Genomic DNA, 14,078 nt, shown 5'->3' with positions numbered 1-14,078 from the left:
ACATGTTCAACCTTGTCGATTTTATCCGTATCTCGCCCCCGCTATACCGACAAGGGCGCCCATGAGGAAATCCCCAGACGAGCCAGGCGACCCCGCAGCTCAGACGGACAGCTCGCGGACGCTGCCGGGCGCAAGGCCCCAGAGCAGGCCGTAGAGCTCGTTGCCCAGAAGCCACCCGCGCCCCGTCGGGACCAGGCGCTCGCCCTGCTCCTCCAGAAGTCCCTGGTCGATGGCGGTGCCGAGCGCCTCGTCGAGCGCGCCTCCCAGGACGCGTCGCCCGCGGGCGAGAAGAGCCTCCCCCATGCCCGCGGCAAGGCGGGCCGCAAGCATCAGGTCCTCGGCCGCGGCCTGCGCCTCGTCGAGCACCTCGAGGTCGAAGGCCAGCTCCGAGAGACCGCACCCCGCCGCGATGTCGCGCCGCGACGTCCGCACCGTGAGCCTCACGCGCCAGTCGCCGGCACGAAGCGCGGGCAGCTGCGGGCAGAGCGCGCGCAGGCGCCCGTAGGCCTCGCGGTGCACCATCCCCGAGCCCGACGTGCCGAGCCCCAGGTACTCGCGGCCCTCCCAGTAGGCGCGGTTGTGGCGGCACTCGCGCCCCGGCCGCGCGTAGCTCGCGACCTCGTAGCGGTGCATGCCGGCCGCGACGAGCACGCCCGCGGCGGCCTCCATGCGCGCGGCGGCGACGTCCTCGTCGTTGAAGGGTGCCTCGTCGTAGATCCTGTCGAACGCGGTCCCCTCCTCGATCTGCAGCGGGTACACGCTCACGTGCGAGACGCCGCAGGCCAGCACGTCGGCAAGCGAGCGCGACCACGACTCGTCGGTCTGCCCCGGCGTCGCGCACATGAGGTCGCACGACACGTCGAGCCCGGTCCGGCACGCCGCCGAGAGCCTGTCGAGGGCGCCCCGCCCGTCGTGGGCGCGGCCGAGAAGAGCCAGCTCGTCGTCGGAGGTGCTCTGGATGCCCAGGGAGAGCCTCGTGCAGCACGAGGCGTCGAGCGACGAAAGCAGGTCGTCGCCAAGCGACTCCGGGTTCGCCTCGCAGGTGAGCTCCGCGGGCGAGGCCGCGTCCCCCACGCACTCGACGAGGTCGACCAGACGCTCGCCCAGAAGGCTCGGCGTGCCCCCGCCCACGTAGGCGGTCTCGACGTCGCCCAGAAGCCCCGCCTCGGCGAGATCGGCCACCTGGCGCTCGAGCGCGCGCTCGTACGAGACCACGAGCTCGTCGCCCGCCCTCGTGGCCCACGAGGCGAAGTCGCAGTAGAGGCACTTGCGTGCGCAGAAGGGAACGTGCAGGTAGAGAGCCGAGACGCTCACCTAAAGCTCACCCTCGGCGGCGTCCACGTAGGCGCGCAGCGCCTCGACCATCTCCAGGAAGTCCTCGAGCGTCACGCACGCCATCGCGCGGTTGCGCCAGGCGGCGGCATGCGGCATGCCCTTGAGGTACCAGCCCGCGAGGCTGCGCCCGCGCGCGAGGTGCGCACCCGTCGCGGCCAGCAGCCGGACGTGGCACTCGAAGGCGCCCAGGCGCTCGGAGAGCGTGGGTGTGTGCGGCTCGCGGCCGGCGTCCACGTCGCGCGCGCCGGCGAACACCCAGGGGTTGCCGTAGGTCCCGCGCGCGACCATGACCGCGGTGGCGCCCGTCTCGGCGCGCATGCGCGAGGCGGCCTCGGCGTCGAGCACGTCGCCCGAGCCGATCACCGGGATCGAAACGGCGTCCACGACGCGGCTCACCACGCCCCAGTCGGCCTCGCCGCGATACAGCTGGCTCGCCGTGCGCCCGTGCACGGCCACGGCGGACGCGCCCGCCTGCTCCATGCGGCGCGCGAAGTCCGGCGCCTGCTCGGGGCCCGGCTGCCGCGAGCGACGGATCTTGCAGGTCACGGGCACGCTCGCCTCGCTGACGCACGCCTCGATGATCCGCGCCGAGAGCTCCGGCTCGTCGAGAAGGGCCGACCCCTCGCCCTTGCGCGTCACCTTGGGCACGGGGCAGGCCATGTTCACGTCGATGAGGGCCAGGCGCTCCCCCACGCGCTCGCACACGAGGGCGGCCGCCTCCCTGAACTGCTCGGGCTTGCTGCCGAAGAGCTGCACGGCCACGTCGGGCTCGGCGCCCTTGGGGTACACCAAGTCCCAGGTCTTCTCGCCGGCGTAGTGGATGCCGGCGACGGACACCATCTCGGTGTAGCCGATCGCCGCGCCGCCCGCGCGCGCCATCATGCGGTACGCGGCGTCGCTCACGCCGGCCATCGGCGCCATGAGGTACGGGTTCGCACAGAGCCGCTCCGCCAGCGTGCCCCCGCCCGCGAAGGGCGCAAGCGTCGCGTCGAGTCCGGCCGCGGGCGCGAGGCGCTCGAGCACACCCGCGCACTCGTCCGCCACCGCCTGGCGCCCATCTGCCGAGAAGAGCCTCTCCGTCACTGGTCGTCATCGACCTTCAGCACGGCCAGGAACGCCTCCTGGGGAACCTCGACCGAGCCGATCGACTTCATGCGCTTCTTGCCCTCCTTCTGCTTCTCGAGCAGCTTGCGCTTGCGCGAGATGTCGCCTCCGTAGCACTTCGCGAGGACGTCCTTGCGGTGGGCCTTGACCGTCGAACGGCTGATGATCTTGTTGCCGATGGCGCCCTGGATGGGCACCTCGAACTGCTGCCTCGGGATGATCTCCTTCAGCTTGTCGCACAGGCCGCGGGCGAGCGTGTACGCCTTGTCCTTGTGGACGATGAACGACAGCGCGTCCACCTCGTCGCCGGCAAGCAGGATGTCGAGCTTGACGAGGTCCGAGGTGCGGTAGTCGGAAAGCTCGTAGTCGAGCGAGGCATAGCCCTTGGTGCGGCTCTTGAGCTGGTCGAAGAAGTCGAGAATGAGCTCGGCCAGCGGCATGTCGAAGTGCATCTCGACGGACTTCTCGGAGAGGTAGACCATGTCCTGCGTGATGCCGCGGTGGTCGATCGCGAGCTGCATCACGGCGCCCATGTACTCGGGCGGCACGATGACCTTGGCCTTGAGGTACGGCTCCTCGATGTGGTCGATGCGCGTGACGTCGGGCAGATCCTGCGGGCTCGTGATCTCGATCATCTCGCCGTCCGTCTTGAAGACGTGGTAGCTGACCGAGGGGCTCGTCGCGATGAGATCGAGGTTGAACTCGCGCTCGAGGCGCTCCTTGACGACCTCCATGTGGAGAAGGCCGAGGAACCCTACGCGGAAGCCGAAGCCGAGGGCCACGGACGTCTCGGGGTCCCAGGTGAGCGACGGGTCGTTCACGTGGAGCTTCTCGAGGGCGTCGCGCAGGTTCTCGTACTGCTTGTTGTCGATCGGGAAGAGGCCCGTGAAGACCATGGGCTTCGCCTCGTGGTAGCCGGGGCACGGCTCCGCGCACGGTCGGTCCGCGTAGGTGATGGTGTCGCCGGTCTTGACGAGCGCGGGGTCCTTGAGGCCCGTGACGACGTAGCCGACCTCGCCGACGCCGAGCTCGTCGAGGGGGAACTCCAGCGGGCGCTTGACGCCCACGCCCTCGCAGAGGAACGTGTCGCCCTCGGCCATCATGCGCAGCGTCTGCCCGCGGCGCATGACGCCGTCGAAGACGCGCACCGTCGCGACGACGCCGCGGTACTCGTCGAAGTACGAGTCCAGAATGAGCGCCTTGAGCGGGGCCTCCGCGTCGCCCTCGGGCGGCGAGACCAGGTAGACGATGCTCTCGAGAAGGTCGTGGATTCCCTCGCCGGTCTTTCCCGACACGAGCGACGCGTCGTCCGCCGGGATCGCGAGCTCCTCCTCGATCTCCGCCTTCACCTCGTCGGGGCGCGCCGACGGCAGGTCGATCTTGTTGATCGCCGGGACGATGTCGAGGTTGGCGTTCATCGCGAGGCTGGCGTTCGAGACCGTCTGGGCCTCCACGCCCTGCGTCGCGTCGACGACCAGGATCGCGCCCTCGCACGCGGCGAGCGAGCGCGACACCTCGTAGGTGAAGTCGACGTGGCCCGGCGTGTCGATGAGGTTGAACTGGTAGTCCTCGCCGTTCTCGGCGGTGTACACGACGCGCACGGCGTTGCTCTTGATGGTGATGCCGCGCTCGCGCTCGATCTCCATGGAGTCGAGCATCTGGCTCTCTAGGTCGCGCTCCTCCACGGTGTGGGTGAGCTCGAGGATCCTGTCGGAGATGGTCGACTTTCCATGGTCAATGTGCGCAACGATCGAGAAGTTGCGGATATGTGAAGTATCGTTGTTAGGCATAGCGAGAATAATAGCCTAAATGCGCCGCGCCGTGCTATACTCGCGAAGTTGACCTCGCCGTGTCGGGTGATGGATACCCCACGTCCCTCACCTCGTCTTATAAGAGGCCTCAAGGATAGTTACCGAAAGGAACCGCACGTGGCAAACATCAAGTCTCAGAAGAAGCGCATCCGCACCGCCGAGAAGGCCCGCATCCGCAACAAGGCGGTCCGCTCCGAGCTCAAGACCGCCGTCAAGGGCGTCCGTCAGGCCGTCGAGGCCAAGGACCTCGATGCCGCCCAGGCTGCCGCCAACAAGGCCGGCCGCCTGCTCGACAAGGCCGCTTCCAAGGGTGTCATCCACAAGAACCAGGCCGCCAAGCGCAAGTCCGGCGTCCAGAAGCTGGTCAACACCCTCAAGTAGCTCGATCGCTACAAGCATGAGCATGGGGCCGTCCCTCGGGGCGGCCCCATTTTTTTGTGCACGTTGTGAAGGCGCGGGCGAGAAGAGCCTAGGCCTCGCCCCGACTACCCCCGGCAGATGCTCACGACGAGCCTGACGAAGGCCGTCTCGGCGTCCGACCCGCTCTTGAGCTCGCGCTCGCAGCGGGCGCACGAGGCGAGAGCCGCCTCGAGCTCGCCGTCGCCGAAGGCGCGCGCCCACCTGAGGTGGTTCTTGACCTGCCAGCCCTGCTTACCGAGGGCCTGGCCGACGAGGCCGCCCTCGCCGCGCTGCTCGAGCGAGCGCGCGCAGATCAGCTCGCGCATCCTCCCTCCGATGATCGACGTGAGGAAGATCTGCGACGGCTTCTGCATGAGATGGTAGAGCGAGAGGGCGCGCTCGGCGTTGCGGGCGCTCACGGCGTCGAGGAAGTCCCAGGGCTTGACCTCGGCCGTGCGCGCGATGTTCTCCTCGATGTCCGCGACGTCGACGCACCCCTTGTCGCGGCAGAGGTCCTGCAGGCGCTCGAGCTGCGCGTCGATCATCGTCGTGGACTCGCCCACGCGGCTCACGAGCTCCTCGGCGGCCGCCTCGCTCATCCTGAGGCCGCGCGCGGACGCCATCTTGACGACGCTCGGCGCCATCTCCCAGCGCTTCTTGGGCACGCACTCGACGATGGAGCGCGCGCCGACCGCCTTGACGGCCTTGTAGAGGCGGGCCGTCTTCCTGAGCGTGGTCGCCTGCAGGAGAAGGACGCAGTCCGGGTTGGGGTTCTTGAGGTAGTCGATGATCGCCTCGGAGACGGGCTTGGGCAGCTTGTCCGCGTTGTGGATGATGACCAGGCGAAAGCCCGCGCCCACCGGAAGCGTGTTGAGCGACGTGACGATGGAGCCGGGCTCCATGTCGGACGTGGGCTCCATCTCGTCGAGGTTGAACGCCGCGAAGGACTCGTCGAGCCTCGCCTTCATCCTCTTCACGGCCTTCTTGCTCTTCAGCTCGTCCGCGCCGACCACGAGGTAGGCGGGGAGCAGCTCCTGCTTTGTAGTCACCAACTAACACCCCTTTCCCCCTAACTATGACACATCGGGGGCGAGGGCGCCCCCGCGCTCGCACGAGACGCGCGGACCCTCCGCCGCGGGCTCGATCGTGACGGTCCCGACGTCCTTGGTGCACAGGAAGGTCGACCCGCTCGACTCGAGCATCTCCACGCACTCGGGCGTCGGGTGCCCGAAGCGGTTGTTCTCCCCCGCGCTTGCGACGGAGACCTCGGCGTCGAGCGCACGTGCCTCCCCCGGCGTGAGCGAGACGCGCGAGCCGTGGTGACCCACCTTGAGGAAGTCCACGTCGCCGACGCGCCCGGCCTCGATCGCGCGCCCCGTCTCGTCGCGCTCCGCGTCTCCGGTGAGAAGGCCCGAAAGGCTCCGCCCACCCCCGTCGTACTCGAGGACGAACTCGAGCGAGTGCGCGTTCTCGTCGCCGGCGACCTCCCCCTCCGGCCACACGCAGCGCAGCGTGAAGCCACCCACGCGCACGACGTCGCCGAGCCCGACCTCCTCGACCTCGTCCCCGACTAGGGCCCTCACGCACTCCCCCGGCTCGCCGCCGAGGTTTCCGCCCACGCCGCGCGCGACCATGACGCGCTCGCACCCGACCCTGCCCGCAAGGTCGTCGAGGCCCCCGTAGTGGTCGTCGTGCAGGTGTGTCACGATCACCGCGTCGAGGTGGAAGACGTTCTGCCGCGCCAGCGCGTCGGCCACCGCACCGTCGGGCCCGGCGTCCACGAGCACCGCGCTCGCCCCGTCCTGGACGAGGATGGCATCGCCCTGCCCGACGTCGAGCACGCACACGCGCGCCGGGGCGAACAGGCGCCACCGCACGAGCCAGCCAACGAGCACGAGCGCACACACGCCGAGCCCCAACGCCATGGGACGCCTTCTCACGCGTGGCCACGTGACGAGGAGAAGCGCAGACACGCCGAGAAGAGCCACGAGCGCGGGCCCCTCGTCCACCTTGAGACGCACCGACGCCAGGGGCAGCCGCGCGATCTGCGAGAGCGCGAGCACGCACCCGTCGCCGACGCGCTCGGCGACCCAGAGGATCGGCCCCGCGACCGGCGTCCAGAACAGCGCCGCGCCGACCATGCCGACACCCATCATGAGCGCGAACGCGGGCGCCACAAGCGCGTTGGCGACGGGCGCCACAAGCGACAGCTGCCCGAACGCGGAGCAGGTCACGGGCAGGGTCGCCGCCTGGCAGACCATGGTCGCCGCAAGCGCCTGGCGAAGCGCCTGCGAGCGGGGCCGCACGCGCGCCGCCACGCGGGCAAGCCCGCGTGGGACGCGGCGTGGCACGAGAAGCGCCTCGAGCACGTAGGCGCCGTACGACGAGAAGAGGCAGAGCCCGACCACCGAGGAGACCGAGAGCTCGAAGGCGACAGAGCCCGATACGCCCGGGTCGAGAAGCGCCATGCACAGCGCCACCACGCAGGCCGACGAGAGCGCGTGGGTGCGCCGGCCCGCGAGCAGCGAGCCGAAGGCGACCGTCGACATCGCCCAGGCGCGCACCGCCGACAGCGGCGCCCCGCAGAACAGCACGAAGAGGCCGCCCGCGGCAAGCAGCACGAGCAGGCGGGCCCTGGGGCCGAGCCGCGTGCGTGCGAGAGCGACCGAGAGGAGCGAGGTGAGGATCGAGAGATGGCTCCCCGACACCGCCACGAGGTGAGCCACGCCGCAGGTCGCGAACACGTCGGTCAGCCCGCGGTCGCGCATGTGCTCGCGCTCGCCGCAGACGCTTCCCGCAAGCACCGCCCCGCCGTCGCTCTCGGCAGGCGAGAGCCGCCGCACCACCGCGTCCCTCAGCGCCTCGAGGCTGCGAAGCGGCTCGCCCGGCGGCCGGGTCGACGTGACGCGCACCATCCTCACGCTTCCCGCGACGCCCGCGCGCCGGTTGGCCTCCCCCCACCCGTCGTCCCCGTTGGCGGAGAACCTCCCGACCCCCGAGACGACGCTCCCGCGGGCGATGGCGTCCTTGGCCTGCAGCCACACGTCGCACGCATGGCCCTCGCCATCGCGGGCCCGCGCCCGCGAGCGCCAGCCCGTCTCGGTCTTCGAGGCGTCGGCGACGACCTCGAACGACCAGGTCGACACCGCGCTCGACCCAAGCCGCGCGACGGCGTCGGCGGAGAGCCGGCCGCGCACGCCGCAGCTCGCGACCGCAAGCGCCGCGCAGAGCGCGACGAGGACCACGGACCGCGCGACCTGGGCGAGGCGCGACCTGAGGGCGAGCCAGGCGCCGACGCACGCCGCGACCGCGATGCCCACCGCGACCAGGGGCTCGAGCGCAAGCGACGACGACAGGCACACCCGCTCGGCCACGAGCGTAGCGACGAGCGCATGCAGGGTCGGCGGCACCTCGGGGCGGTCGGGCCGCCTCGGCTCCCTAGACACAGATCGACCCGCGGATCTTGGCGAGCTTCTTCTCCCCTATGCCCGACACGCGCATGAGGTCGTCGACGCTCGAGAACGGCCCGTTCTGCTCGCGGTCGCGCACGATGGCGTTGGCCGTCGACTCGCCGACGCCCGAGAGCGTCTGCAGCTCGGACGCCGTGGCCGAGTTGATGTTCACGAGCCCCGACGCCGAGGACGGGCCTCCGCCAGACCCCGAGCCCGCCGCCGCGCCCGCGCCTTGCCCGCCGCCCGCGCCAGACGCGCCGGCCGACCCGGCCGCAGGCGCCGCAGCCGCCGCCTGCGCCTCCTCCACGGTCGGCACGTGCACCTTCTGCCCGTCACTCACCTTCTCGGCCAGGTTGAGCGAGCCGGTGTCGGCACCCTCGGCAAGCCCGCCGGCCGCCTCGATGGCGTCGCGCAGCCGCGGCGACGACCCGCTGACCTCGACGACCCCGGGCCGCGCGACGGCGCCGTCTACGTGCACCACGAGCGCTTGGGCGCCGCCCGCGTCCCGCGCGCCCCCGCCCGAGGGCGACGACGAGGATCCCCCGCCTTCCCCCGCCCCGTCGCTCCCCCGCGCCTCGGACCCCGAGTCCGCCCTGCTCACGGTCACCCCGCCGGCCGAGAAGAGCGACACTGCCAGCCCGAGCGCGACCAGGGCCACGACGATCACCGCGGCCGCGACCAAGGGCGCCCGCGGCGCCGATATCCCCAGACGCCCCAAAAGAGACGAGCTCCTCCTGCGATGTAGCTGTGCCATGGAAAACCACCCCTGACACCATGGTGTCAGGGGTGGTCGCATGCCTCTCTCAGAAGCTGAAAATCCCTTGTTCGCAGCTGGCCCGTGGCTCGCACGTGGCTGCACACGCCCTCAGGAGCGCATTGCCGCAGCTAGGCGTAGTGGTCGGGCTCCGCGGGAGCGAGCTCCTTGTGCCTGGCTCGCATGCCGCGCGGCGGCTTGTACGACGGGCACTGGTCGAAGTCGACGTACTCCACGTTCGCGACCAGGTCCTCGATCATGGCGTCGTGGTCGAAGCTGTCCCATGCCTCGTGAACGCGGTCGAGCCTCGCGTGCGTCTCGGGGCGGCGCGGCATGAACAGCGTGCAGCAGTCCGGCGCGTCCTGCAGGCTCACGTCGTAGGTCCCGATCTGCTGCGCGCGGCGGATGATCTCCTGCTTGTCCGAGCCGATGAGCGGCCTCAGGACCGGCATCGAGACCATCTCGTTGACCGCGGTGATGTTGTCGAGCGTCTGGCTCGCGACCTGGCCGAGCGACTCGCCCGTGACCAGCGCCTTGGCGCCCTCGAGCCGCGCGATGCGCTCGGCGACGGCGAACATGACGCGTCGGTACATGATGACGCGCATGCCCTCGGGCGCCGCCAGCGAGATCTCCCTCTGGCGCTCGCCGAACGGGACCACGTACATCCTGCCGACCATGCCGGCGGGCGCGAGCGCCTCGACGATGTCCTGGCAGAGGTACTCGCTCGTGTCCGACACCATGGGACGGCCCGAGAAGTGCACGGGCACGCAGGTGGCGCCGCGACGGCCGACCATCCAGGTGGCGACGGGCGAGTCAAAGCCGCTCGAGAGGAGCGTGACGACCTTGCCCGCGGTGCCCACGGGGAGCCCGCCCACACCGGGGCCGGAGGCGCAGTACACGTAGACGACGTTCTGCACCACGTGCACGACGACCGTCGCATCGGGATGGTGCATCTCCACGCGCTTGTCGGGGAACGCTTCGCAGAGGACGCTTCCCACCAGGCGGTTCAGGTCGAGCGTGTGCAGCTCGTAGTTCGTCTGCGACCTGCGCGCATGTACCTTGAAGCTCTCGAAGTCGCCGGCCTCGCCGAGCGCGCGCACGGCGGCAGCGCAATACTCCTCCTGGTCGAGCGCGCAGCAGTACGCCAGCGACACGCGAGCGACGCCGGGCACGCAGGCGATGGCGTGCGCCAGCTCCTCGGTGGCCTGGCCGTCCTCTGAGCGGACCAGCAGGTGACCAGAGACGCGTCGCACCTCGGAGACCGCAAAGTCCCTGAGAGCGCGACGCAGGTTGGTGACGAGCTGGTTCTCGAAGGTGGATCGATTCTTGCCCTTGAGCCCGATCTCGTGGTAGTGGACCAGGCAGACCCTGTCAGCCATCGACTTACAGGTTGTGCTCGACGCGGGCGTTGGAGCCCTTGATCTCCTCGTCGAACTTGTCCTCGACGAACCCGAGCACGCCGCTCTCGACCTCCTCCATGGCGATGGAGACGGAGTCCTCGCCGGAGACGACCGGGGTGATGTCGTCGAAGTCCTGGATCGCGGTCACGCGCAGGTGCTGTCCGCGGACCATGTTGTTGATGTCGCAGGCGCGCTTGGACGCGACGGCGCAGAGCAGGAACGGGTTGTGCTCGGTCTTGGCGAGAAGATCGTCGATCTGGGGCTTAGTAACTGCCATGGTTGGAGTTACCTCCTGTCGTCTCGTAGGAATCAATCAGGGCGGCCAGCTCATCGGTGGCCTGGGACAAATCGTCGTTGACAACACGGGCGTCGTACTTCTCGGCCAGTGCGACCTCCTGGCGGGCGTTCGCGAGCCTCAGCTCGATCGAAGCCTCGTCCTCGGTTCCGCGCCCGCGCAGGCGCGCCTCGAGGACCTCCATGGACGGCGGCTCGATGAAGATGAGAACGGCGTCGGGGTAGACCTTGCGGACGTTGAACGCCCCCTGCACGTCGATCTCGAGGATGACCGATTTGCCATCGGCGATTCGCCTGTCGACCTCGCTCCTGAGCGTCCCGTACTTGTGGCCGTGAACGTCGGCCCACTCCAGGAACTCGCCGCGCTCGACGCGCGCCACGAAGTCGGAATCGTCGAGAAAGTGGTACGTCACGCCGTCCACGTCACCGGGGCGCGGGCTGCGCGTCGTAGCCGAGACCGTCAGGCCGAGGTCGGGACGACTCTCGCGCACGCGTGAGAGGAGCGTTCCCTTCCCCGCACCTGACGGTCCGGAAATGACAAAGAGTCGAGGGATCCTAGCCACTTACTTGGAGAGGGCCTCGATGAGCTGCTCGCGCTGGCGGGCGCCGAGGCCCTTGACGCGACGGGTGGAGGAGATGCCGAGCTCGTCCATGATCTTGGCGGCCTTGGCCTTGCCGTAGCCGGGGAGGGACTCGATGAGGGCGGTGACCTTCATGCGGTTGGCGATGGGGTCGTCGGAGTTGAGGACCTCCTCCAGGGAGACCTCGCCCTTCTTGATCTTCTCGCGAAGCTCAGCGCGGGCGTGACGGGCCGCAGCGGCCTTCTCGAGGGCTGCCTTGCGCTGCTCGTCGGTAAGCTGGGGTAGTGCCATGTTTCCTCCAAACATCGAAATGTTCGCTATGTCCACGCTGCACGAATGCGTGAATATCCAAGTGCAAGCACATAGTTTGCCAATTAGCACGCCATTTAGCAAGTGTAAGTTTGCAAAATTGCACGTGCGGGGGCTTATAAACACACAATACGCTCCGATAGCGCGGCCGAGAAGAGCCTGGGGTCCGCGCTCCGAGCACGCTCCTACTCTGCGACGAGCTCGGCGATTACCTGCTCAAACGCAGCCACGGGGTCCTCGGACTGGGTGATCGGGCGGCCGATGACGAGCTTCGAGGCACCCGCCGAGATGGCCGCCTTGGGAGTCGCGATTCTTTTCTGGTCGCCGACCGCCGAACCCGCCGGACGAACCCCTGGGCACACGATGAGGGCCTCCCCGCCGAGAAGCTCCCTCAGGCGCGACGCCTCCTGCGGAGAGCACACGACGCCGTCGGAGCCGGCATCGACCGACCCCTTGGCGAGGCGCGAGACCTCCTCGGCCAGAGGCACGCCCACGCCGATCTCGCGCAGCGCATCCTCGTCCATGCTCGTGAGCACGGAGATGGCCACGAGGCGGGTGCGGTCCCCGCCGCGCTCGAGGGCCGCCTCCTCGACGCCGGCCCTGGCCTGCTCGACCATGGCCGCGGTGCCCAGCCCGTGGATAGAGAGGATGTCGGCGCCCGTCAGCGAGGCACTGCGCGCGGCGCCCCTCACCTGGAAGGGGATGTCGTGGAGCTTGAGGTCGAGGAAGACCCTGAGCCCGCGCTCGCGCATGGCCTCGACGATGCGCGGACCCTCGGCGTAGAAGAGCGTCATTCCCACCTTGACCCAGCGGGCCTTGCCCGCGAGGCGGTCGGCCAGCGCGAGGGCCTCGTCGGCCCCGCAGTCGAGCGCGACGATGACGGCGTCGCGCGCCTCTTGCTCTGTCAGCATTGGACGGCTCCAATCAGCTCGTTGATGTCGGAAACTCCCTGCGAGGCAGCCCACTCCTCGAGCTCTGCGAGGATGCGCGGGGCGGCCGTGGGGTCGTGCAGGCTCGCCGTGCCTACCGAGACCGCCGTGGCGCCGGCGAGGATCATCTCGGCGGCGTCCTCGCCGCTCTCGATGCCGCCGATGCCGCAGATGGGGATCGAGACGGCACGCGCGCACTCCCACACCATGCGGACCGCAATCGGGTGGATGGCGGGGCCGGAGAGGCCCGCCGTGGGCCTCGAGAGGCGGCTCTTGCGCGTGCGCACGTCGATAGCCATCGCGGGGATCGTGTTGATGAGCGAGAGGGCGTCGGCGCCCTCGCTCTCGAGGGCGCGGCCGATCTCGGCCACGTCGTGGGGCGCCATCTTGACGACGACGGGACGGCTCGTGAGGGGACGCACCGTACGCATCACCTCGGCCGCGGCCGCAGGCGTCGCGCCCATGGCGGCGCCGCCCTGGCTCACGTTCGGGCACGAGATGTTGAGCTCGAGGCCGGACGCGAAGGGCGCAAGCTCCTCCAGGAGCTCGACGGCGCGCGCGTACTCCTCGAGCGAGTGGCCCGCGACCTGACAGATGACGCGGCATCCGCGCCCCTCGAGGCCCTTGAGGTAGTCGCCGCACGACTCGACGAGGCCGGCGACGCCGGGGTTCTGCAGCCCCACCGAGTTCATGATCGCCGAGGTGCGCTCCACCATGCGCGGGGCGGGGTTGCCGTCCCAGGGCTCGGCGGAGCAGCCCTTGGTCGTGATCGCGCCGAGCGTCGAGACGTCGAAGAAGCCCTCGAACTGCCAGCCGTTGCCGAAGGTGCCCGATGCGGTGTTGATCGGGTTCTTCATGCGGATGCCGCCGAGGTCGACGGCCATGGAGACGGAATCGCTCACCAGAGCACCTCCCTCGCGTCGAAGACGGGGCCGTCCGTGCAGCAGGCCTTGTAGCCACCCGCGCGCATCTGGACGTTGCAGGTGTTGCAGGCGCCGAAGCCGCAGGTCATCATCCGCTCGAGCGACGCCTGGCACGCGATGCCCGCGTCCTCGCAGACGCGCGCGACGGCGGCCATCATGACGTTGGGGCCGCAGGTGCAGACGAGGTCGTAATCATGGCGGCCCATGAGCTCGTCGACCGCGACGGTGACGAGCCCGTGGATGCCGGCGCTGCCGTCGTCGGTCGTGACGAGGACCTCGTCGGCACCGGCCTCGAGGGCGGCCTCGCGACCCCAGAGCGTCGAGGCGCTGCGGGAGCCGAGCACGACGTCGACCGTGCGACCGGCGCCCACGAGGGCACGGGCCGCGGCGACGACGGGCGGCGCGCCGATGCCGCCGGCGACGAGGAGGGCGCGCCCTCCCCCGTCCACGGACCAGCCGTTGCCGCAGGGACCGACGACAGTGGACGCGTCATGGGGACGCATGAGCGAGAGGCGCCTCGTCCCCTCGCCCACCGTGGCGTAGAGGACCTCGACGGTGCCCTTCTCGGCGTCGGCCGAGGCGAACGACAGCGGGATCCTCAGGATGTGCGAGGCGTCGCCGGGCACCTCGAAGTTCATGAACTGGCCCGGCCTCAGGGCGCGGGCGAGGTCGGGCGACGAGAGCACGAGGCGGAAGACGCCGTCGGCGACCTCCTCGTTGCTCACGACCTCGAATCGGTGAAGGCTCACCGAGGACACGTGGGTCACGTGTCACCTCCTTGTAGGGG

14 protein-coding genes are annotated in these 14,078 nt (G+C 69.8%); 1 reads left to right on the top strand and 13 read right to left on the bottom strand.

The features are described from left to right. Positions 1 to 99 precede the first annotated feature (99 nt). The 3 genes from M5D76_RS05825 to lepA are packed head-to-tail and all read right to left on the bottom strand — an operon-like array spanning position 100 to position 4,229. A complete protein-coding gene (locus M5D76_RS05825) occupies positions 100 to 1,314 on the bottom strand; it encodes a coproporphyrinogen-III oxidase family protein (protein WP_248922451.1) in 1,215 nt (404 codons plus the stop codon). After that, positions 1,315 to 2,379 (bottom strand): tRNA dihydrouridine synthase, encoded by a 1,065-nt coding sequence (locus M5D76_RS05820; protein WP_428847247.1) that lies wholly within the window; start codon positions 2,377 to 2,379, stop codon positions 1,315 to 1,317. Positions 2,380 to 2,414: 35 nt separating this feature from the next. Then, on the bottom strand, positions 2,415 to 4,229 hold the full coding sequence (gene lepA, locus M5D76_RS05815; protein ID WP_248922449.1) for a translation elongation factor 4: 1,815 nt from the start codon (positions 4,227 to 4,229) through the stop codon (positions 2,415 to 2,417). Between the two features lie 138 nt (positions 4,230 to 4,367). Here lepA and rpsT point away from each other — a divergent pair, with 138 nt between their 5' ends. Beyond that, complete coding sequence (gene rpsT / locus M5D76_RS05810) at positions 4,368 to 4,631, top strand: 30S ribosomal protein S20 (protein ID WP_248922448.1); 264 nt, start codon at positions 4,368 to 4,370, stop codon at positions 4,629 to 4,631. Between the two features lie 104 nt (positions 4,632 to 4,735). Here rpsT and holA read toward each other — a convergent pair whose 3' ends face one another. From holA to M5D76_RS05760, 10 genes are all read right to left on the bottom strand, one after another. Beyond that, complete coding sequence (gene holA / locus M5D76_RS05805; protein ID WP_248922447.1) at positions 4,736 to 5,698, bottom strand: DNA polymerase III subunit delta; 963 nt, start codon at positions 5,696 to 5,698, stop codon at positions 4,736 to 4,738. A gap of 24 nt (positions 5,699 to 5,722) precedes the next feature. Next, complete coding sequence (locus tag M5D76_RS05800) at positions 5,723 to 8,095, bottom strand: ComEC/Rec2 family competence protein (protein ID WP_248922446.1); 2,373 nt, start codon at positions 8,093 to 8,095, stop codon at positions 5,723 to 5,725. Then, entirely contained in the window at positions 8,088 to 8,855 is a 768-nt protein-coding gene (locus M5D76_RS05795; RefSeq protein ID WP_248922445.1) for a helix-hairpin-helix domain-containing protein, read from the bottom strand. Before M5D76_RS05795 ends, M5D76_RS05800 begins: the two co-directional genes overlap by 8 nt. A 131-nt stretch (positions 8,856 to 8,986) precedes the next feature. After that, on the bottom strand, positions 8,987 to 10,234 hold the full coding sequence (gene thiI, locus M5D76_RS05790; protein WP_248922444.1) for a tRNA uracil 4-sulfurtransferase ThiI: 1,248 nt from the start codon (positions 10,232 to 10,234) through the stop codon (positions 8,987 to 8,989). A gap of 4 nt (positions 10,235 to 10,238) precedes the next feature. After that, complete coding sequence (locus M5D76_RS05785) at positions 10,239 to 10,532, bottom strand: DNA-directed RNA polymerase subunit omega (RefSeq protein WP_248922443.1); 294 nt, start codon at positions 10,530 to 10,532, stop codon at positions 10,239 to 10,241. Next, complete coding sequence (gene gmk / locus M5D76_RS05780; RefSeq protein WP_248922442.1) at positions 10,519 to 11,112, bottom strand: guanylate kinase; 594 nt, start codon at positions 11,110 to 11,112, stop codon at positions 10,519 to 10,521. The genes M5D76_RS05785 and gmk overlap by 14 nt, the downstream gene beginning before the upstream one ends. Then, complete coding sequence (gene mihF / locus M5D76_RS05775; RefSeq protein WP_248922441.1) at positions 11,113 to 11,421, bottom strand: integration host factor, actinobacterial type; 309 nt, start codon at positions 11,419 to 11,421, stop codon at positions 11,113 to 11,115. A 203-nt stretch (positions 11,422 to 11,624) separates the two neighbouring features. Continuing rightward, the gene (gene pyrF, locus M5D76_RS05770; RefSeq protein WP_248922440.1) at positions 11,625 to 12,350 is read right to left on the bottom strand and encodes an orotidine-5'-phosphate decarboxylase; all 726 of its coding nucleotides are present in this window, start codon (positions 12,348 to 12,350) and stop codon (positions 11,625 to 11,627) included. Next, a complete protein-coding gene (locus M5D76_RS05765; protein ID WP_283102145.1) occupies positions 12,344 to 13,252 on the bottom strand; it encodes a dihydroorotate dehydrogenase in 909 nt (302 codons plus the stop codon). Before M5D76_RS05765 ends, pyrF begins: the two co-directional genes overlap by 7 nt. A gap of 14 nt (positions 13,253 to 13,266) precedes the next feature. Continuing rightward, a complete protein-coding gene (locus M5D76_RS05760) occupies positions 13,267 to 14,058 on the bottom strand; it encodes a dihydroorotate dehydrogenase electron transfer subunit (RefSeq protein WP_248922438.1) in 792 nt (263 codons plus the stop codon). Between the last annotated feature and the right edge of the window lie 20 nt (positions 14,059 to 14,078).

The sequence above is a fragment of the Olsenella intestinalis genome (assembly GCF_023276655.1).
Taxonomy (GTDB): Bacteria; Actinomycetota; Coriobacteriia; order Coriobacteriales; family Atopobiaceae; genus Olsenella_J; species Olsenella_J intestinalis.
This window is presented reverse-complemented; position numbering and strand designations above follow the sequence as displayed.